This is a genomic window from Mesorhizobium sp. M7A.F.Ca.MR.362.00.0.0 (assembly GCF_004023175.1).
GTDB lineage: Bacteria > Pseudomonadota > Alphaproteobacteria > Rhizobiales > Rhizobiaceae > Mesorhizobium.
The window spans coordinates 1-18,651 of the sequence record NZ_RZTF01000091.1 but is presented as its reverse complement, the minus strand read 5'-3'; the positions used below and the strand labels follow the sequence as shown (position 1 = coordinate 18,651).

General features: G+C 61.6%; 18 protein-coding genes and 2 pseudogenes. 15 read left to right on the top strand and 5 right to left on the bottom strand.

From position 1 onward, the window contains the following. Both EOC06_RS14270 and EOC06_RS14265 read right to left on the bottom strand, forming a co-directional pair. Nucleotides 1-600: pseudogene (locus EOC06_RS14270) on the bottom strand (sugar isomerase); the annotation flags it as partial. Then, nucleotides 601-1,524: a BadF/BadG/BcrA/BcrD ATPase family protein gene (locus EOC06_RS14265; RefSeq protein ID WP_245469591.1), complete on the bottom strand. Its 924-nt coding sequence runs from the start codon at nucleotides 1,522-1,524 to the stop codon at nucleotides 601-603. It lies immediately after the preceding pseudogene. A gap of 150 nt (nucleotides 1,525-1,674) precedes the next feature. Here EOC06_RS14265 and EOC06_RS14260 point away from each other — a divergent pair, with 150 nt between their 5' ends. The 9 genes and pseudogenes from EOC06_RS14260 (at nucleotide 1,675) to EOC06_RS14220 (ending at nucleotide 8,540) form a co-directional block, all read left to right on the top strand. Continuing rightward, nucleotides 1,675-2,925 (top strand): extracellular solute-binding protein, encoded by a 1,251-nt coding sequence (locus tag EOC06_RS14260; RefSeq protein WP_128308070.1) that lies wholly within the window; start codon nucleotides 1,675-1,677, stop codon nucleotides 2,923-2,925. A gap of 1 nt (nucleotide 2,926) precedes the next feature. Continuing rightward, complete coding sequence (locus tag EOC06_RS14255; protein ID WP_127326341.1) at nucleotides 2,927-3,862, top strand: carbohydrate ABC transporter permease; 936 nt, start codon at nucleotides 2,927-2,929, stop codon at nucleotides 3,860-3,862. Further along, nucleotides 3,859-4,707, top strand: coding sequence for a carbohydrate ABC transporter permease (locus tag EOC06_RS14250; RefSeq protein ID WP_128308069.1), 849 nt, complete (start codon nucleotides 3,859-3,861; stop codon nucleotides 4,705-4,707). The genes EOC06_RS14255 and EOC06_RS14250 overlap by 4 nt, the downstream gene beginning before the upstream one ends. Nucleotides 4,708-4,751: 44 nt before the next feature. After that, nucleotides 4,752-5,684 (top strand): 3-keto-5-aminohexanoate cleavage protein, encoded by a 933-nt coding sequence (locus tag EOC06_RS14245; RefSeq protein ID WP_128308068.1) that lies wholly within the window; start codon nucleotides 4,752-4,754, stop codon nucleotides 5,682-5,684. Nucleotides 5,685-5,695: 11 nt separating this feature from the next. Then, nucleotides 5,696-5,833: pseudogene (locus EOC06_RS14240) on the top strand (ATP-binding cassette domain-containing protein); the annotation flags it as partial. A gap of 44 nt (nucleotides 5,834-5,877) precedes the next feature. Further along, complete coding sequence (locus EOC06_RS42515; RefSeq protein ID WP_245469590.1) at nucleotides 5,878-6,579, top strand: periplasmic heavy metal sensor; 702 nt, start codon at nucleotides 5,878-5,880, stop codon at nucleotides 6,577-6,579. Nucleotides 6,580-6,701: 122 nt separating this feature from the next. Continuing rightward, on the top strand, nucleotides 6,702-7,295 hold the full coding sequence (locus EOC06_RS42510; protein WP_245469589.1) for a hypothetical protein: 594 nt from the start codon (nucleotides 6,702-6,704) through the stop codon (nucleotides 7,293-7,295). Nucleotides 7,296-7,352: 57 nt separating this feature from the next. Then, complete coding sequence (locus EOC06_RS42505) at nucleotides 7,353-7,862, top strand: hypothetical protein (protein ID WP_245469587.1); 510 nt, start codon at nucleotides 7,353-7,355, stop codon at nucleotides 7,860-7,862. Nucleotides 7,863-7,943: 81 nt separating this feature from the next. Beyond that, complete coding sequence (locus EOC06_RS14220) at nucleotides 7,944-8,540, top strand: ATP-binding cassette domain-containing protein (RefSeq protein WP_245466201.1); 597 nt, start codon at nucleotides 7,944-7,946, stop codon at nucleotides 8,538-8,540. Nucleotides 8,541-8,977: 437 nt separating this feature from the next. Here the strand turns inward: EOC06_RS14220 and EOC06_RS14215 are convergent, their stop codons facing one another. From EOC06_RS14215 to EOC06_RS14205, 3 genes are all read right to left on the bottom strand, one after another. Continuing rightward, nucleotides 8,978-9,976 (bottom strand): ABC transporter permease, encoded by a 999-nt coding sequence (locus EOC06_RS14215; protein ID WP_127326338.1) that lies wholly within the window; start codon nucleotides 9,974-9,976, stop codon nucleotides 8,978-8,980. A 2-nt stretch (nucleotides 9,977-9,978) separates the two neighbouring features. Beyond that, nucleotides 9,979-11,463 (bottom strand): sugar ABC transporter ATP-binding protein, encoded by a 1,485-nt coding sequence (locus EOC06_RS14210; RefSeq protein WP_164898575.1) that lies wholly within the window; start codon nucleotides 11,461-11,463, stop codon nucleotides 9,979-9,981. Nucleotides 11,464-11,536: 73 nt separating this feature from the next. Further along, a complete protein-coding gene (locus EOC06_RS14205; RefSeq protein ID WP_128308066.1) occupies nucleotides 11,537-12,730 on the bottom strand; it encodes an ABC transporter substrate-binding protein in 1,194 nt (397 codons plus the stop codon). 194 nt (nucleotides 12,731-12,924) lie between these two features. Between EOC06_RS14205 and EOC06_RS14200 the strand changes: the two genes are divergently transcribed. The 6 genes from EOC06_RS14200 to EOC06_RS14180 all read left to right on the top strand — a co-directional run. Next, nucleotides 12,925-13,698 (top strand): DeoR/GlpR family DNA-binding transcription regulator, encoded by a 774-nt coding sequence (locus EOC06_RS14200; RefSeq protein ID WP_306462353.1) that lies wholly within the window; start codon nucleotides 12,925-12,927, stop codon nucleotides 13,696-13,698. After that, nucleotides 13,607-13,798 (top strand): hypothetical protein, encoded by a 192-nt coding sequence (locus EOC06_RS44995; protein ID WP_306462352.1) that lies wholly within the window; start codon nucleotides 13,607-13,609, stop codon nucleotides 13,796-13,798. Before EOC06_RS14200 ends, EOC06_RS44995 begins: the two co-directional genes overlap by 92 nt. Next, nucleotides 13,785-14,879, top strand: a complete 1,095-nt coding sequence (locus EOC06_RS14195) for a four-carbon acid sugar kinase family protein (RefSeq protein WP_128308065.1) — start codon at nucleotides 13,785-13,787, stop codon at nucleotides 14,877-14,879. Before EOC06_RS44995 ends, EOC06_RS14195 begins: the two co-directional genes overlap by 14 nt. Before the next feature lie 228 nt (nucleotides 14,880-15,107). Next, nucleotides 15,108-16,139 (top strand): 4-hydroxythreonine-4-phosphate dehydrogenase PdxA, encoded by a 1,032-nt coding sequence (pdxA, locus tag EOC06_RS14190; RefSeq protein ID WP_206631188.1) that lies wholly within the window; start codon nucleotides 15,108-15,110, stop codon nucleotides 16,137-16,139. Nucleotides 16,140-16,180: 41 nt separating this feature from the next. Continuing rightward, nucleotides 16,181-17,671 carry an aldehyde dehydrogenase gene (gene aldA / locus EOC06_RS14185; RefSeq protein WP_128308064.1) on the top strand — a complete coding sequence of 497 codons (1,491 nt, stop codon included), beginning with the start codon at nucleotides 16,181-16,183 and terminating at the stop codon, nucleotides 17,669-17,671. Between the two features lie 128 nt (nucleotides 17,672-17,799). Then, a partial coding sequence (locus EOC06_RS14180) for a substrate-binding domain-containing protein (RefSeq protein ID WP_164898574.1) occupies nucleotides 17,800-18,651 on the top strand: 852 nt, incomplete at its 3' end.

Sequence of the window (18,651 nt, the reverse complement as noted above, 5' to 3'; positions counted from 1 at the left end):
GACGATATCGATGGATGTTCTGCCCTGCAGCAGCCCGGCCGCCTGCCCGGCAGCGCTTTGAGCACCAGAGAGAACAGTCGCCATCGCGCTGGGCAAACGCGCCCAGTCGAAGCTATTGCCGGCGAGCTTGTCGATCAACATGCCGAGCGCCAGCAAGGTCCCGGTGTAGCCGGTCGAACTGGCCCCATTGTCGGCACCCGAATCCGTTGCCAGCACCGCGCCGGTGAGACCAGCCAGCGGATTGTCGCTGCCACGGCAGACCGCCAGGCGCGGCGAGCCCGATGCCTCGCGCATGACATCGAAAATCTCGCGGCTCTGCCCGGAGGCGGACAGTGCGATGAAGGCATCTGCAGCCGCATCCGTGCGGCCATAAAGATCGGTTGGCGTGTAGGCAAAAGCCTTGATGCCGGAGGCGCGGAGGTAGGATGCACCGGCTAGCGCCGCCTGGTAGCTGGCGCCGATGCCGGCAAGCCCGATCGTCTTGCCGGCAAAAGCGCTGAGATCCAGGTTGTCCAACGACAAGGCCACCGAGCGCCTGCCAATTTCGAGACTTTCCGTCTGGCGCGCCACCGCCGGGCGGTAGCCGATACGCTTCATCATTCAAAGGACTCCAATTTCTGACGACAGCCCTTGGCCGACCAGCAGCCGTCTGGCCAAGGCGACCGCACCCAGCACCGGCGGCTCCCGCAGCAGCAGCACCTGGCTCGACGGCGATACCTTTGCCATGGCCTCGACAAATGCTGTCATCAGCATCGGCTGCTCCGAGATGACACCGCCGCCGGCCACGACCAGGGCATGATTGGCGCCACGTTCGATCAAGAGTTCGACCAGCGCGGCAAGCCCTGCCCCGCCTTCGCTGATGACGCGGATGGCCAGAGCCGAGCCGGCGATCGCCGCATCGAACACGGCATTGGCATAGCGACCCCAGACCGCCGCGCCGCGCGTTTCGTTGAGCAGGATGCCGAGCTTAGTCTGGTCGTCGGTATTGAGTTCGCGCATCAGCGCGGCGATCAGCGGGTCGCCATCCTGGCCCCGGTCGAGGCTGTGGCGGATCGCCTTCGCCGCCTCGCGCACCAAGGCCGGCGCGCTGCCCTCGTCGCCGAGGATCCAGCCCCAGCCGCCGGCGGCCAGCATCTCGCCATCGACTGTCCGCGCCACCGCGATGGAGCCTGTGCCGGAGACGACGCCGATGCCATCGATATAGCCAGCGGCAGGAACCATCAGTTCGGCATCGTTGACCACCTGCACCGCACCGTCGGTCCTGCTGGCCAACAGCGCCTGGAAGCGAAGGCATTGTTCACCTGTATCGCAGCCATGCGCGCCGACTGCCAGCGCGACAGGTGCTGCGCCGGCGCACAGCCCAGTGACGATGCCGGCCAGTGTCTTGGCATCGGTCTCCATCTGGCGAATGCGCCAGCTCTCCGTCACCAGCACCTCGTCGGCGATCGTGTGCTGGCCCTGGCACGCCATGATGCGCGTCTTGGTGCCGCCTATATCCACGCCTGCAATGATTTTCTGGGTCACCGATATCCACCGCGCACGCCGGACGAAGCGGGTTGCCGCGTCCAATCCTTGTTAGTTAGGAAACTTTACAAACTATCTTTCCAGACGGCAAGAACTATGATTTGATAATCGTCGTAAAAAGCGCATCAAGCGCGATTGGGAGATTGCAACATGAGCAGGAGAAGGATTGGGCTGGCCCTCGCGGCCGCATCTTTCGCATGGGGACTGGCAGCCAGCGTGGCGCATGCCACCGACATCTCGTTCTGGACCTGGCGCCAGGAAGACAAGGCCGCCTACAACGAACTTTTCGCCGATTTCACCAAAGCCAACCCGGACATCCATGTGAAGTTCGAGTCCTTCCCGGACGAGAACTATCCGACCATCGTCTCGACGGCGCTGGCCGCCGGCAAGGGCGGCGACGTCATCCACACCCATGCTTACGGTTGGCTGGAGCAGTTCGTAAAGGCCGGCTATTTCGAACCGCAGGATCTGACCACGGTGCCTTCGCTCGCCAACCAGCCGGCCGATGCGCTGGTGGCCGGCACCTACCGCGCCGACAAGAAGGTCTATTCCCTACCCTTCGCTTCGCAGACGCTCGGACTGTTCATCAACAAGGACGTCTTCGCCAAGGCCGGGCTGACCCCGCCGACCACATGGGATGAGTTCATAACTGTCAGCAAGGCGCTCAAGGACAAGGGTATTTACCCCCTAGCCAACGGCATGGGCACCAGTTGGTTCAACGAGATGTTCGTCGCCATCTTCACCAACCCGTTCCTCGGTCAGGACTTTGTCAGCGACCTGACGTCGGGCAAGACCACCTTCAAGGACCCGCGTTATGTCGCGGCGCTCGGCAAGCTACTCGAACTGCGCGACTACATGCCGCCCGGCTTCGAAGGCATCGACTATGACACCGCCGGCCAGCTGTTCATCAGCGGCAAGGCGGCGATGCTGGCCGGCGGCAGCTTCGACATCGCCAGCTACCGCACCCAGAACCCGGCCATCAACATGGACTTCGTCGCCCCGCCCATGGCCAAGGCCGGCGACACCCCGCAGGTGACCAAGTTCTTCGACGGCGGCTATGCCGTCAACGCCAAGTCGGCCAACAAGGAGGCGGCGCTCAAGCTCGTCAACTGGATGGGCACAAAGGAGTTCGGCGACAAGTTCTCCGCGCTGCTCGGCAACATCTCGCCGATCAAGGGCGTCGTCATCAAGGACGAGCTTCTCGCCCACGTCGCCAAGTTGAACGAAACCGCCATGCCGCATATCAATGTCGTCTACTTCCGTTTCGAGAAGCCGACGGGATCGGAGCTGCTGCAGGGCGACATCACCAAGATGATGTCGGGTTCGATCACCCCGGACCAGCTGGCCGCCGACCTGACCAGCGGCCTCGCCAAATGGTACAAGCCTTTCCAGGGCAAGTGACATGAACATCGGCCGACGCCACACCACAAAAGCCTTTCCGTGGCGCCGGTCACTCTGGATCGCGTCCCTGCTGACACCGGCCCTGATGGTCATGGTGTTGTTCGTGCTCTGGCCGCTGCTGTCGGCCTTCCGCCTTGCCTTCTATGAGTTCAACGGCTTGCAGCCGACCGGATTCATCGGCTTTGAAAACTTCCGCAAGGTGTTGTTTGAACAGCCTTACAGCGACTGGACCTACAATGCGCTGAAGCACAACATCATCGCCTTCGTGGCGCTGATGGTGTTCGAGAACGGCACCGCCTTCCTGCTCGCCTATGCCTTGCTGAAGGCGCTGCCCGGCCACCGTATCCACCAGGTCATCGTCTTTCTTCCGGTCGTGCTGTCGGCGGTCATCGTCGGCTTCCTGTGGAAACTGTTCCTGCATCCGCTGTTCGGCCTGGTGAACCAGACGCTGGCGCTGGTCGGCATCAGCGCCATCCCGTGGCTCGGCAACGAACACACCGCACTAGGCAGCGTCCTGTTCGCCAATGTCTGGCACTGGCTCGGCTTCCCGACTCTGGTGCTTTTGGCCGGCATGCAGCGCATCAGCAAGGACGTGATCGAGGCCGCCCGTCTCGACGGAGCGGGCGACTATGTACTGATGACCAAGATCGTGTGGCCGCTGATAGCGCCCAGCGTCACCATCGTCACTATCCTGACCTTCATCGGCAGCTTCAACTGGTTCGAAATCCCTTATGTGATGGCCGGCCTTACCGGTTCGCCCGGCGGCGCCACCGACGTGCTCGGCCTTTATTTCTACCGCACCGCCTTCGGCTCCACGACGACCGGCATCCAGGATTTCGGCCAGGGCAGCGCGCTGGCCGTGATGATGTTCATCATCGTTGCAGGCGTCACTGCAATCGCGCTTCGCTACCTGCGCCGTCGCGAGATCGAGCTGTGAGCGCGACAGCCCGCACCGGGCAACCCGCCGAGTTGCTGAAGAATGGCGCCATCCAGCTGATGCTGGCGATCAACGCCGTCATCATGATCTATCCGCTGTTCGTCATGGTGATGTCGTCCTTCAAGACCAATGCCGAGATATTCAGCTCGCCCTTCGCCCTGCCGGCTCACTTTTCGCTGGCCAATGCCGAGCGTGTGTGGAGCGAAACCAACTTCGTCCGCTACCTCGCCAATTCCGTCGGCATCACCGTGGCCGCGGTGGCGCTGATCCTTCTGTTCAGCACCATGGCCGCCTATGCGATTGCCCGCTACCAGTTCAGGCTGAGCGCCTTGGTGCTGATGTTTTTCCTCAGCGGCATGACCGTGCCGCTGAAACTGGCGATTATTCCGCTGTTTATCCAGCTGGATTCACTGGGCATGGTCGACAGCTATGCCGGCCTGGTGCTGGTCTATGTCGCCATGGGCATTCCCTCGGCGGTGTTCATCATGACCGGCTTCCTCCGAACCTTGCCGCGCGAACTAGAAGAGTCCGGACGAATGGACGGCGCCAGCGAATTTCGCATCATGCGCTCGATCATGTTGCCGTTGGCGCGCCCGGCGCTGGTCATCGTCGCCATCCAGAACGCCGTGCCGATCTGGAACGACTTCTTCTTCCCGCTGGTGCTGATCACCTCGGACGAGCTCAAAACCTTGCCGCAGGGCCTCACCGTCTTCGTCGGCGAGTTCACCACCGACTGGGGCGTGCTGTTCACCGGACTGACACTGGCAGCGCTGCCGATCACCCTGCTCTACATCGTGCTGTCGAAGCAGTTCATCTCCGGCATCACCCAAGGCGCAGTGAAATAAGGCGCGGTCAAATAGCCCGCTCAACCTGACGAGGTTTCTTTCAAGTGGCGAACCAGAACAAGATCATCATCACCTGCGCGATTACCGGCTCGATCCACACGCCGTCGATGTCGCCGCATCTGCCGGTGAGCGCACAAGACATCGCCGAGGCCGCGATAGGCGCGGCGGAGGCCGGCGCTGCCATCGTCCATCTGCATGCGCGCAACCCCATCGATGGCCGTCCCGACCAGTCGACCGAGGCCTTCGCGCCCTTCCTCAGGGTGATCAAGCAGCGCTCGGACTGCGTGATCAACATCACCACCGGCGGCGCCGCGAAGATGAGCGTCGAGGAGCGGGTCAAGCCGGCGGCGGCCTTTGCGCCGGAAGTCGCCTCACTCAACATGGGCTCGATGAATTTCGGCCTCTATCCGATGCTGGAGCGCTTCAAGACCTTCGAACATGATTGGGAACGTCCATATGTCGAAGGCTCGCGCGACCGCATCTTCCGCAACACCTTTGGCGATATCGAGCACATATTGCGCACTTGTGCGGAGAACGGCACGCGTTTCGAAATCGAGTGTTACGACATCGGCCATCTCTATACGCTCGCCCATTTCGTCGAGCGCGGCCTGGTCAAGGCGCCGTTCTTTGTCCAGAGCGTGTTCGGTATCCTTGGCGGCATCGGCACCCATCCGGAGGATGTCGCGCATATGAAGCGCACCGCCGACCGCCTGTTTGGGCAGGACTACCACTGGTCGGTGCTGGGCGCAGGCCGAAGCCAACTGCCGATCGCCACCCAGGCGATTGCGCTTGGAGGCAATGTGCGCGTCGGGCTGGAGGACTCGCTGTGGATCGGCAAGGGCCAGCTGGCGAAATCCAACGCCGAGCAGGTGAAGAAGGTCCGCCAGATCATTGAGGGGCTCGGTGCCTCGGTGGCCACCCCTGACGAGGCGCGGCAGATTTTGCAGCTCAAGGGTGGCGACAAGGTCTCTTTCTGAGGACAACACTAATGAGTGCGGTCACCATATCGGGCGTCGAGAGAGCCCTTGGCAAAGCGAAGGTTATCCACGACGTATCTTTCGACATCGCGTCCGGTGAGTTCGTCATCCTCGTCGGACCGTCCGGCTGCGGCAAGTCGACCTCGATACCGTCGAAGCATGGCCGGCGCCTTTCCGCCAGCAGGCGCGGGCCTTGCTGGCGGCGGAGCGGAATGACGATCCGGATGCCGCGCTCGATCTCCTCGTGCTCGAGGCGGCGCTGGCCGATAGCGACGACCAGGCGCTGGCGCGCAAGGTGCTAGCCCGCATCGAAGCCGGTTCGAGCCGGCCGTCCTTCCTGCCGCGCCTGCTCTTGAGTCGGGCCGGGTTTGCCGCCTGCGCTGCTGCCGCGCTCATAGCGGCGACGCTGGTAGGCTACCAGGTGGCGCGGCTGCAGGACGATCCGTCCGCTATGGAGCTTCTGGCGCTGGCGTCGGGATCGTCGCTGGCTTATGGCGTGTCCCGGATGATCCGGCAGAGGAGGGCTCGCTTTGAAGCGTTCCTGGATATGACGGCGAGGCTGGTGGTGCTCGCCCTTTCGCTCGGGGTCAACTTCTTCCTCCTCGGCTATGCCTTGCACGGCCTGCGCAAGGGCGCGGCGCCGCGCGTGCTGTTGTCGGAGATTGCCAGCACTTATCCGCCCGAGGTAAGGAAGGAGTTCCGTGGCGTGCTGCGCGACAACGGCGCTCGCACCTTCCAGGCACTGCGCCAACTGCGTGCCGCGCGCACCATTGTGGCGGCGGCACAAACAGCCAAACCCTTTGACCAAGCGGCGGTGAAGGACGCGATGGCTGGGGTGCGCACCGCCACGACCAGCCTTCAGGCGACGATGCAGGACTATCTCATATGGCGCTGAAGAATGTAACCGCCAAACCCCCCTGTGGGAGGCTGAGCCGCTACGGCCCTACTGGCGGCACAATCGTCACCGACCTATGTCGATATCCAACCGGCTTTGAGGCCGATCACGAAGATGGAACAATGCGGCACGACAGGCTTGTCCTGACCTTGCTCCGGCGCGAACTCTCGGCTGGCTTGCGTTTGATGCGCCGCCGCGACCTTGCCTGGATCGGGTTTGGTGGCTGGGCCCTTTTTGCCTACGCCATGGCCGACGTCGTTGTCGCGTTGCAGGCGGGGGCGGCCACGCTGCGGCAGGAGCAGGCGCTGTGGCTGCTTGGTTTGCCAAGCGCGCTTCTCATTCTTGGCGGCTTCGCTGGCAACGCGCTCGCCAGGCTTTGCCTGTCGCGCGCCTTCGCGCCTTTCCTGAAGGCTTTGCCGCTGTCGCTTCGGGAGCGCCGGCGCATGGCGGCGGTGGCGGCGTGTGCGCTGGGCGTCCCCATTGTTTTCATCGTCGCAGCAGCAGTAGGCCTTGGATGTCTCGTCATTGCAAAACCACTGGCAGCGACCTGGGGTCTCGGCGCCGCGATCCTGTTTGGCGCCGGCTTCTGTGCGACAGCCGTCCTGTGCCTGCGGAGCGCGCGCGACCTGGTCAACGCCGACACTGCCGATCTGGCAAGGGATCCGGACGGGCGCCGCCCCTTGCTAGGTGCCGTCGATCGTTCGACGCCGGCCTAGCTCTCCAGCTGGGCCTGGGATCTACCCGCCGGCCGCATAGTACTTTCATGGCGCCTAGTGGGAGCAGCCATCCTGTTTGGTTTCGCGACGGTTGTTGCTGCCTCCATCAGCTTCGTTCGTCACGATGCCGTGCCGGCGGCCATGGCCGGCCTGACCGGCGGCCCTCTCGTCTTCATGCTGAGCGCGCGCTTCCATCCGCTCGACTCGCCAGTGCTGCGCACGGCTCCGCTCGGCTTCACCAGGGCCTGGCTGCGCCTGGCGCGGCTGCCCCTGCAATTGTCGGTCGCCTACTTTCTCCTGCCGGCCGTTGCTGCCCTGGCGGCTGAGCCGTCGGCCTGGGCGTTGCCGCTCGCTAGCGGCTTCTGGCTGCTGGCGCTGAACGGCGCCTATGCGGTGTTTGCCGCCTATTTCATGACCTCGCCATTCGTCGCCGCGCTGAGCTTCCTCGGCACCATCGCCTACACCAGCTACGAGTCGCTCGAATATGGGCGCACGGTGCTGATCGGCTTTGCCGCCCTTGTCCTGTTCCTGTGGCACCGGGCGCAACGGAGATATCGCCATGGATAGCAGTGTCGATCTGTCGAGATACTCGCGGTTCGCGGGCTCGGCGCCGGCTATGGGGGCCGACCAGTTGTCGCCGGCATCGGGATGACGCTCGATCGGGGTGACATCCTTGGCCTGCTCGGCGCAAACGGCTCAGGAAAATCCACCTTGCTGAAGGCGATCACCGGTCAGATCCGGCTGCTCCAGGGAAGTGTGGCGATCGACGGCCTCGATCTCGCCAGCGCGCCGGAGCCCGCCAAGGCCGGCTTCGGTCTGGCCATCGATCCGCCTGAACTGCCGGCAGCGCTCACCGGACGGCAATATCTCCAGTTCGTCGCGTCGGTCCGTGGCTGTACGGAGAATGACTGGCCTGGCGTCGATGTTGTCGAGAGATTGGGGCTGAGGCGCTGGATCGAACGGCCGATTGCCGAATATTCGCTTGGCACGCAGGCCAAGATTGCCATTGCCGCCGCATTGCTCGGCGCGCCACCGCTGCTCATCTTCGACGAATCCCTGAATGGCCTCGATCCGCTCGCCGCCTTTGAGGTCAAGCGCATCATCCGTGCCATCGCACTGAGGGGCAGCCACGCGGTCATCATCTCCACCCATATCGTGGAAGCCGTTCCCGGCCCTTTGCAACCGCGCGGTGCTTCTGGCCGAGGGCAGCATTGTCCGAGAGTGGGATGCCCGGCAGTTGGCTGAGGCCAGCCACGCGCCCGGCGCTTTTGAGCTCCACGTTATGCAGGCGCTGTCGGAACCCATGAGCTGGCCAAAGAGGTAACGCGGCTTTTTTACCCAGAGGGAACGGCTTTCGGGTGACGTCTGCCTTTGGGTAGTGGCAAAGGCATCCCGAACTAGCGGACGGAGGCGCAAAGCTGCCATTCGTTTCAAAATAAATATGATCAGCAAATGCTGTATCAGCTTCTTGAGTCAAATTGGGCGAACCGCTTACGCCACGTAGGTCGGCTGCGTGAAAGCCGGCAGGAAGCGACCGCCACCCTTCAACCGCACCATGGCGTACGTGGCTGGAAGAGCGACGGACGGCGACCAGCAGCGAGTTCGCCAGCAGACTGGAGATACAACGTCGAGTGCACGAAGATCAGAAAGGCGCGAGATCTCGCCCAACCGCAGTTCGACGCTTACTTGATGATGCCGATCTTCTTGCGATCAATGGTCACGAATACGGCGCAGACCAAAACCGTACCCTTGACGATATTCTGAAGGTACGGATCGACACCGGCCATGTTCATGCCGTTGGAAAGCAGAGTGATGATCAAAACGCCCAGCATGGTACCGACAACACTGCCTACGCCTCCAGTCAATGGTGTTCCGCCGACGACCACCGCGGCTATGACGTCCAGTTCAAGCCCCTCCCCGAGTTGGGCGGTGGCGGCCATGGCGCGCGCGGCTTGTAGCAAGCCGGCAATGCCGCACAAGGCACCGAGAAGCACATACATATAGATTTTCACGCGCGCGACCTGAATGCCCGTTAGAATGGCGACACGTTCCCCACCGCCTATGGCGCGAACCTCGCGCCCGAACACCGTCCTGTTGATGATGCCATACGCGACAACCATCAGCACCAGGCCAATGATCACGGAGTGCGGAATGCCCAAAGTCCGATTGGTATAGACATCAAGGAATTGCTCATCCTCGATCGAGACAGGAGCGCCACGTGTAAAAAGCAGCACGATGCCGCGATAGACCACCATCGCTCCCATGGTTGCGATGAAGGACGGCACCTTGCCTTTGGCTAGGAGAACGCCGTTGATCAATCCGGCAACAGCACCGACGGCAATGGCGGGAATGATCGCCGCGGCGCCAAGGCTGTCAGCTGTCAATGCGGCTGCCAATGCCGCGAGTGCAACAATTGAACCGACCGAAAGATCGATTGAACCGGCCATGATGACGAAGGTCATGCCGAGCGCAGCAACCAGCAGCACCGTGCCCTGTTGAAGCACGATGAGAAGGTTGCTGAAGGTCAGGAAGCGTGGCGAGGCTATCGAGAAGATCACAATGAGCAGGACGAGCATGGCAAGCGGAACGCCGCGTTTGACGACTTCGAACTTGGCATTGACGCCGGGTTCCCTGGTTGCGTTCGGTGTCTTGGTGGCGATCGAGGTCACGTTCGTTTCCATGGTCAGGCCATATGTCCAATGATGTCATGCTCGGTGGCATCGGCTGCCGTCTCGATGCGATGCGTAATTTGTCCTTGCCGGAGCACCAGCAAGCGGTCCGACATACCGATCAGTTCGGGCATGTCTTCTGATGACAGGATCACGGCGAGGCCCTGCGCCGCCTTCTGCCTGACGAGGCGATAGATTTCCGTTCGGGCGCCGATATCGACCCCGCGTGTAGGATTGTTGAGCAGGAGCAAGCGCGGCTGGACAGCCAGGCATTTGCCGATCACCACCTTTTGCAAATTGCCGCCCGAGAGCGAACGGCAGGACGAATCGACGCTTTGTGTCTTGATGCCGATCTGGGCGATCAGGTCACCCGCGATGGCAGTGGCAGCGGCGCGATCAAAGAACGGCCCATGATGCGGCGGGCGGGCCATCACCAGATTGTCGAGGATACTGAAGTCGGCGATCAGGCCCTCATTGTGACGGTCACCCGGCAGGTAGGCGACGCCCTGTCCCCAGGCGAAAGTCGGACTCGACGGCGCATAAGAACCACCCGCAAGCTTCATCGAGCCACCACGCAAGGGCAAGTCGCCGCAAATGGCTGCGAACAGCGCCTCGGCGCCAGCGCCCTTCAATCCGGCAAGGCCGAGGATTTCGCCGGCATGCACATTCAGGCTGACGCCGCCGAGTTCGCGTCCAACGGCGACCTCGCAGGCTTCGAAGACAACAGGCTTGCTTGGATCTCTCGGCGGCGGCGGCGGATAGATGCTTCTCGCGAGCTCGCGCCCCACCATGCGGCGATGAATTTCATTGGGCTCGATCTCGGTCGTGCGATAGGTTCCGACATACTGCCCGTCTTTCAGGATCGTCAATTCATCCGCGACGGCGAGCACCTCGTCGAGATGATGAGAAACGAAGGCTACAGTCATCCCCTGCCCCTTGAGTTCGCTGATGACGCGAAGGACGGCCTGAACCTCTCGATGATCGAGATAGGCGGTGGATTCGTCGAGAAGGAGGATTTTCGGATTTGTAGACAGCGCTCGGGCGATCTCGATGCATTTCAGCTCGCCGAGATTGAGGCGGCCTGTGTCGGCAGAGACCGATATTTGCGCGCCGATCCGTTCGAGGATCGTTTGCGACGCGGCTTCCATACTTCTGCGGTCGATAAAACCGAGAGGGCCGGCGAACTGCCGCAGGCGATCGATGAAGATGTTTTCGGCAACGGTCAGCGAACGGTTGATCGTGATTTCCTGGTATACAAGCGAGACGCCAAGGGCCGCCGCACCGATGACACTTGGTGGCGCATAGCTTGCTTCATCCAAGGTCATGACGCCACCGTCAGGCCGTTCCGCGCCCGCAAGCATACGCAAGGTCGTCGATTTGCCGGCTCCGTTTTCGCCGACGATGGCGTGAACCATGCCGGGCCGAAGCACCACCGATACGCCATCTACGGCGCGTGTCTGGCCGTAGCTCTTGCGCAGGTCGCTCGCAGTCAGTGTCATGAATTGAATACGCCCAAATGCCAGGCAGGTCCTGCCCGCAACCGGAGGATTGCAGGCAGGTCCAACCGTACGTTCAGTTGCTATATTGCATCTCGAAAACGGCTGGCTTGGCGTCCTTGTTGTAGAAGCGGGAGTGCTGTCTGAAATCATATGTCGGCACGCCGCCGGGAAAGTCCTTCTCGAACTGCGCAACGCGATCCTTGGTCAGCGGCAGCAGCTTTAGCTTGACATTGTCGGCGTCCGCGGGAACCGGAATACCCTTGATGTGATCGAAAAGGGCGACAAGGGCGAAGCCGCCCTGAAGCCAATGACCGCCAATATCGAAAAGCAGGTCACCGGACTTTACCGCATCGACATTCTCAGGGTTGAGATCCATTCCGACGACCATAACGTCCTTGCCGGGCGCTTTCCCGTGATTCTTGAGCGCAGCCATCACGCCGGTCGCAGTGCCGCCGTTCGCGGCCCAGACGCCGATGATGTCCGGATTGCCCTGGAAGAGCGATTCAAACGCGGTCTGTGACGTATCACGGACGAAATTGCCATCGACTTCGCCGGCGACGCGCACATCGGGCGCTTCCTTGAGAGCGTCTTCCAGCCCTTTGCGGCGATCAATGGCGACCGAGGTGCCGGCGGTGCCGTTCACTACGCCGATCACTTTCTTGCCATCCGACCCCGGCTTGATCGCGGCGAACAGCGCCTTGGCCATTTGGTATCCGGCGTCTTCATCGCTCGGCCCGATAAAGGCGATGTAATTGGGGAAACGCTCGGTTTGAGGCGAAAAATCCGGGTAGCTGTCGGTGAGGATGACCGGTATCTCGGCTTCCTTCGCCAAGGTAAGCCCGCGAGCGGCAGTGGCCCAATAAGGTGTGAAAACAATGCCGTCAACTTTCTGGGCCACCAGGTCCTCAAGCGACTTGACCATCTGGTCGGGCTTGTTGTCGGCATTGAGCACGACGAGCTTTACCCCAAGCTCATCCGCTCCCTTCTTCATGAAGGCGACATAGCTGTTCCAGAATTGCGCATCCAGGGTCGGCACGACAACGCCGACCGTGGGTTCATCGGCAGCGACAGCCGCCGTTGACAAGACGGCCGCGGCAGCGGCGCCGACAAGGGCCGATTTCAGCTTCGACAAGAAAGACATGGTTCCTCCAACCCGGTTCGCAACAGAGCCAAGCGCTCTGAATCGCTGACTTAATTCCCATTTTTTGACAAGAACTGCGCACTTGTCAGCGCCAATTGACGACGATTGACGAACATCGCTTATCACATATGGTCAAAATCAGTCAAAATAATTCTAATAAGGCCAAAAGCGATTGGAATTCGCTCATCGCCATGACAAACCAGTGGGCTCGCCGAATGGATTCGTGATATTCGCGATGCTGGGCTCGCCATGATTCCGGCGAGCGTGTTGCTGCACTGTGCGGAGATACGAACGTGGCAAGGAATGTTCGAAAATCAACGGTGGAAGATACCGGGCCCTCGGCGTCCGCCGGGTCATGGGAAGACGATGGCGGGCGTGGACGGGTCGATCTGATTCCGGCCAAGCGCCATGCTTTCATTCTCGAATGCCTCAAACGGGAAGGAACCGTCGGCGTTCAGGAACTCATCGATCTCATCGGCGCGTCACCTTCGACCATACGGCGCGACCTCGAGACACTTGAGCGGCAGGGAGCATTGGAGCGAACGCATGGCGGAGCGATGCTTCAACGCACGGAACTCGCCACCTTCGAGCCAGATCTCGCCACTGCCGCACACTTCGCCAGGGCCGAGAAGGAGGCCATAGGCGCGGCCATGATGTCGGAACTTCGCCCCGGGCAGAGTGTCATTTTCGATGCAAGCACGACTGTCCTGGAAGTCGCCCGCGCCATCGCGGCTGCACCCATTGCGCTTACTGCCGTCACCAACAGTCTGGCGATCGCGCAGATACTCGCAACCGTGCCGGGAGTACGCCTCGTCATGCTTGGAGGCACCTGCAAGCCGGGTTCCCTAACTCTGGTTGGCCAGCCGGGCGAGAATTTCCTGCGCACCATCCACGCCGATGTGGCAATTCTGGGCACGCATGCCATCACCGGGGACATGCTCACGGAGACCTCGCTCGAGGTCGCGGCGATGAAGCAGGCGATGATCGCCGCGGGCACGCCGGGTGGTCGTGCTTGCCGACAATTCCAAATTCACCACTCCCAATTTCTGCACCATCTGCCGCCTGGCCGACATCCACCAGATCATTACCGATGACGGCATCGATCAGGCCAACCTCACCAATCTTCGGACGCTCGATGTGAACGTCCGCGTCGTGCGCGTCAGCCGTCCGGGTTCTTCAGTTGAGCGCTCTTGAGACTGTCGATATCCGGATCATCGCGGACGACCTGACTGGCGCTCTGGACAGCGCGGTTTGCTTCGCCTCGCCAGGCCACGGTGTCGGCGTGAGCTGGCAACTGGATCGTGCGCTCTCGGGGCGTTTGGCTGTCGATATCGCCACACGTGAGGGTGCCGAGACAACCGCCGTCGCGAGACATTCGAGGTACGCGCCGTGGCTTGCCGCCGGACAACTGAGTTTCAAGAAGATCGACAGCCTTCTGCGCGGTCACGTCATCGCCGAAATACAAGCCTGCATCGTCGAGGGTGGGTACCAGCGCGTTGTTCTGGCACCCGCGTTCCCCTTTCAGGGCCGCGTTACACGTCTTGGGCGTCAATGGCGGCTCGACCGGTCCGAAATGGTAGGTCCCGACATCGTCGCCGGCCTGGGTCAGCGCTTTTCGTCTGGCCGGTCGGTACCGGGCGCGCGGCCGGTTCATTTCATCACACTCTACGACGCCGAAACGGACAAGGACCTGGACGAGATCGTTGCCACGGCGAGCGCGCCGCGGACGCTCTGGGTTGGTACGGGCGGCCTCGCTGCAGCGCTGGCACGACACCTAAGCATACCACACAAGCCTGTTCCGGCACTGCCCGCCCCATTCCTGGGCCTTGTCGGCACAAATCACGAAGTCACAGCGGGACAGGTGGCCTTTTTTGCCGCCGAGAATGCGGATGCGCATATCGTCGTGGAACGCGACATCGACAAAGCGAAAAGGGACTTGGCGAAACGGATCATGCGAGGTGCGCCGTCGGTTGTCACCGTCGTTGCATCGGGAGATCGCCACGCGGTGGCAGATCATATCGGCAAGGTGTTTGCCTCGCTTCTCGACGGCTTGCCAAAGCCCGGAACGCTGCTCGTCACCGGCGGTGAAACATTGCGATCGGTGTGCTCCAGCCTGGGCGTCGTCGAACTCACGGTCGAGAGCGAGATCGAGCCGGGGCTTCCGATTTCCAGGATCGAAGGCGGTGTTTTCAAGGGGCTGGCCACAATCTCGAAATCTGGCGCGTTCGGCGACAGCGCCCTCTTCTGCAGGCTCGCGACTCCAGCCCATCGCTGATCAAGACCGTCGCCGGCCAAAGGCATGGGGGCGGGTCATTCGGGCCGGTCAAATCACGTCAAACGACGGTCAGCAGCCCGGGATATGGGCTCGCCTCCCTCGGAGGGGTTGAAAAACATGCCGATTTTCACCGCACCGTTGATTACGAATGACCGCCAAAGAAAACTATTGCGCATTGATGGTTATAAGGATTAGAAGATGATCACAATTGACCGATTAGAGGCGTTCATGTCTGGTCCAAGACTCGGCATCACAATGGGTGATCCTGCGGGCATCGGCCCCGAGATCATCGCCAAGGCATGCGCACGGCTGAAACCGCGCCTTGCCGACGGATCGTTGTCCCTTCTGATCCTCGGCAGCGTCACCGCGATGCGTGCGATGGAGACGATTTCCGGGCGCATTGAGGAGGAACAACCGTCAGCTTCGGCCACCGGGGTTTTTCCGCCGCTAGCCATTCTCGAAGCCGGCCCCGAACGCACACCTATCGAGACAGGCGTCTTGTCGGCGGAAGGCGGGCGCCTCGCCTATCTGGCGATCGAAAAGGCCGTTCGCCTGGCGCAGGCCGGTTCAATTGCGGGCATCGTTACGGCTCCCCTCAACAAGGAGGCGCTCAATCTGGCCGGCTATCATTATGCCGGTCACACCGACATGCTGGCAGAACTGACAGGCGCCCGCGATTCCGTGATGATGCTCGCCCATGGCGATTTTCGCGTCAGCCATGTCTCGACCCATGTAGCGCTGGCCCAGGTTCCGTCGAAACTGACCGAACCTCGGTTGCGGCGGGTTATCCAGCTGACGGTCGAGGCGTTGCGCGGCCTCGGCATTGCCCATCCCCGCATTGCGATCGCCGCGCTCAACCCGCACGCCGGCGAAGGCGGCATTTTCGGCCGTGAGGATATCGACATTACGACCCCGGTCGTCGCCTCCTACACGTCCGCCGATTTTGCGGTGTTTGGGCCTGTTCCGGGCGATACGGTTTTCGTCAAGTTGCGCGCCCGCCAGTATGACGCGGTGGTCGCGATGTATCACGATCAGGGCCATGTCCCGGTGAAACTGCTCGGCTTCAACATCGATCCCGCGACCGGTGAGTGGAAAGCGCTCTCCGGTGTCAATGTCACGCTCGGCCTTCCGATCATCCGCACCTCCGTCGACCACGGCACGGCCTTCGACATCGCCGGCAAGGGCATCGCCAATGAGGACAGTTTGGTCGAAGCGATCGAGTTCGCGGTCCAGATGGCGGCAGCGAAATCCAACCCTTAGGCGTCGGCACGCCTGCAACGCACGCGGAAGCGGATTGAACCATGGCAGCAGAAGACAAGAAATCCTATCTCATGTTGATCGACGGGAAGTTTGTCACCGGCGAAGCCGGCACGCGTTCGGTGATCAATCCGGCCAATGGCAAGGCCTTTGTCGACGTGCCCGAGGCAAGCCCGGATCAGGCTCGCCAGGCGATAGAGGCCGCCCGCAAGGCGCAGAAGGCTTGGGGGCTCAAAGCGCCTCTTGCCCGTGCGGCGATCATGAAGCGGATCGCGGTCTTGATCCGGCAGAACGCCCGACATCTGGCCGAGGTGGTGGTCAGGGAACAAGGCAAACCGATCAATGAAGCAATAGGTGAAGTCGGCGGCGCGGCCGAGTTCTTCGACTACTACGCCGAGTTTGCCCGTCGCATTCAAGGTGAAATCCTGCCATCCGACTACGCGGGAGAGCAGGTCTGGATACAGCGTGTGCCGGTAGGCGTCGTCGCCGCCATTATTCCGTGGAATTACCCGAGCGCCCTGGTCAGTCGAAAGGTGGCGCCCGCCATGATCGCCGGTGACACCATCGTCCTCAAACCGCATGAAGACACGCCACTTTCGGCGCTCGAAATGGCTCGCATCTTTGTCGAAGCGGGCGTGCCGGCCGGCGTCGTGAACATCATAACGGGACGAGGTGAGACCATAGGCGAAGTGCTCTGCACGGAACCCGGCGTCGACCTCATCACCATGACGGGAAGCGTACCGACCGGTAAGCGCATCATGGCGAATGCTTCGCGCAATCTGACGCCTGTTTCGCTGGAGCTTGGCGGCAAGGCGCCATTCATCGTCCTGGCTGATGCCGATCTCGACCTGGCGGTTCGTTCCGCAGCCACGTCGCGCTACATGAATTGCGGACAGGTCTGCATATGCAACGAACGCACGCTTGTTCATCGTTCGATTTACGATCAGTTCGTCACACGCTTTGTGGAATTCTCCAAGTCGCTCGTCGTCGGTGATCCGATGCAGGCAAATACCGATATCGGCCCGAAAGTCAGTCGTGAAGAGTTGGAAAAGGTCGAGGCGGTCCTTGCGGAAGCCGTAGCGGGCGGCGCGAGGCTTGCTCTCGCCGGCGGACGCCCGACTAAGGCGCCCATCGATGGCGGCTACTGGCTCAATCCGACCGTACTGACCGACGTGACGGCTGACATGCCGATCATGACGCGCGAAATCTTCGGCCCGGTCGTGCCGATCATGCCCTTCGACACCTTCGAGGAGGCTGTCAGCATCACCAATGCCACCAACTATGGCCTGTCGGCCTATCTTTTCACCAATGATCTGGGCCGCGTCATGAACGCCGTCAACGAGGTTTCATTCGGCGAGATCTACGTGAACCGGATTGGCCCGGAAATGCTGCAGGGTTTCCATGTCGGCTTCCGCGAAAGCGGACTGGGCGGTGACGACGGCGTGCATGGGCTCGAGAGCTACATGCGCAAGAAGACTGTCTACGTGAACTATTCAGGTGCCGCCACGGCGGCATTGATGCCTTACGGGCGCTGAGCAGCGCCCAACCAGTACGACCAGCCAGGTCGCCACCCGGCCGCTACGGCCGTTTCATATGATCGGGAGGAAATGAAATGCACTATCGTGGATTTATGGCGGCCGCTTTGGCCTTGGCGCTATCGGGATTGGCCGCATCGTCGGCGCGCGCAGATGACACCATTCCACCGGAAGCAAAAGCTCTGCTCGAGCCGCTGCCCCTATCGCCGAGGGGTCAACCCGTCCCAGGCTTCCCGGACGGTCCGCCGGCGGTGTCGCCAGACGTGCTGAAATTCTCCGATGAGGACCTTGCCAAGCTCAAGGCTGGAAAGTTTACCGCTGGACTGGTGATGCACACCATGGATGCCGGCTGGCCTCAGTTGCAGGTCGCAGGAATCAGCAACACGCTCAAGGACCTCGGTATCGAAGTCGTCGGAACCACCGACGCTAAGTTCCAGCCCGGCCAGCAAATCAGCGATCTGGAGCAGATGACCGCCCGCAAGCCGGACGTGATCTTCTCGATTCCGATCGATCCGAAATCTGAGTCCGAAGCCTACAAGAAGGCGGCGGCAGCCGGCATCAAGCTGGTTTTCATGGACAACGTCCCGGTCGATATGGCGCCGGGCAAGGACTATGTGACCGTTGTCGCCTCTGACAATGAGAAGAACGCCTATTTCGCTGCGCAGGAACTTGTCGGGGCGATTGGTGGCAAGGGTGAGGTCGGCATCATCACGCTGGTTTATGACTATTACTACTCGGTCGCGGCCCGCAAGATCGGGGCCTTGAAGGCGTTCGGCGAACATCCCGACATCAAGGTCGCGGATGTCGGTACCTTCACGGCGCCAGAGAAGGCTTACGAAGTTGCCACCGCAATGTTGACGGCGCATCCTGACATGAAGGGTATTTTCGTTGCCTGGGACACGCCCGCCCAGCAAGTCGTGGCCGCGGCAAAGACACTCGGTCGCGATATCGTCGTCACCACCAATGACATTGCCGCGGAC

Coding starts and splice junctions, on each gene's coding strand:
- EOC06_RS14260 (WP_128308070.1), top strand. CDS start 1,675: ATGAGCAGGAGAAGGATTGGGCTGGCCCTCGCGGCCGCATCTTTCGCA.
- EOC06_RS14255 (WP_127326341.1), top strand. CDS start 2,927: ATGAACATCGGCCGACGCCACACCACAAAAGCCTTTCCGTGGCGCCGG.
- EOC06_RS42510 (WP_245469589.1), top strand. CDS start 6,702: ATGCGGCACGACAGGCTTGTCCTGACCTTGCTCCGGCGCGAACTCTCG.
- EOC06_RS14220 (WP_245466201.1), top strand. CDS start 7,944: ATGACGCTCGATCGGGGTGACATCCTTGGCCTGCTCGGCGCAAACGGC.
- EOC06_RS14215 (WP_127326338.1), bottom strand. CDS start 9,976: ATGGAAACGAACGTGACCTCGATCGCCACCAAGACACCGAACGCAACC.
- EOC06_RS14210 (WP_164898575.1), bottom strand. CDS start 11,463: ATGACACTGACTGCGAGCGACCTGCGCAAGAGCTACGGCCAGACACGC.
- pdxA (WP_206631188.1), top strand. CDS start 15,108: ATGTCTGGTCCAAGACTCGGCATCACAATGGGTGATCCTGCGGGCATC.
- aldA (WP_128308064.1), top strand. CDS start 16,181: ATGGCAGCAGAAGACAAGAAATCCTATCTCATGTTGATCGACGGGAAG.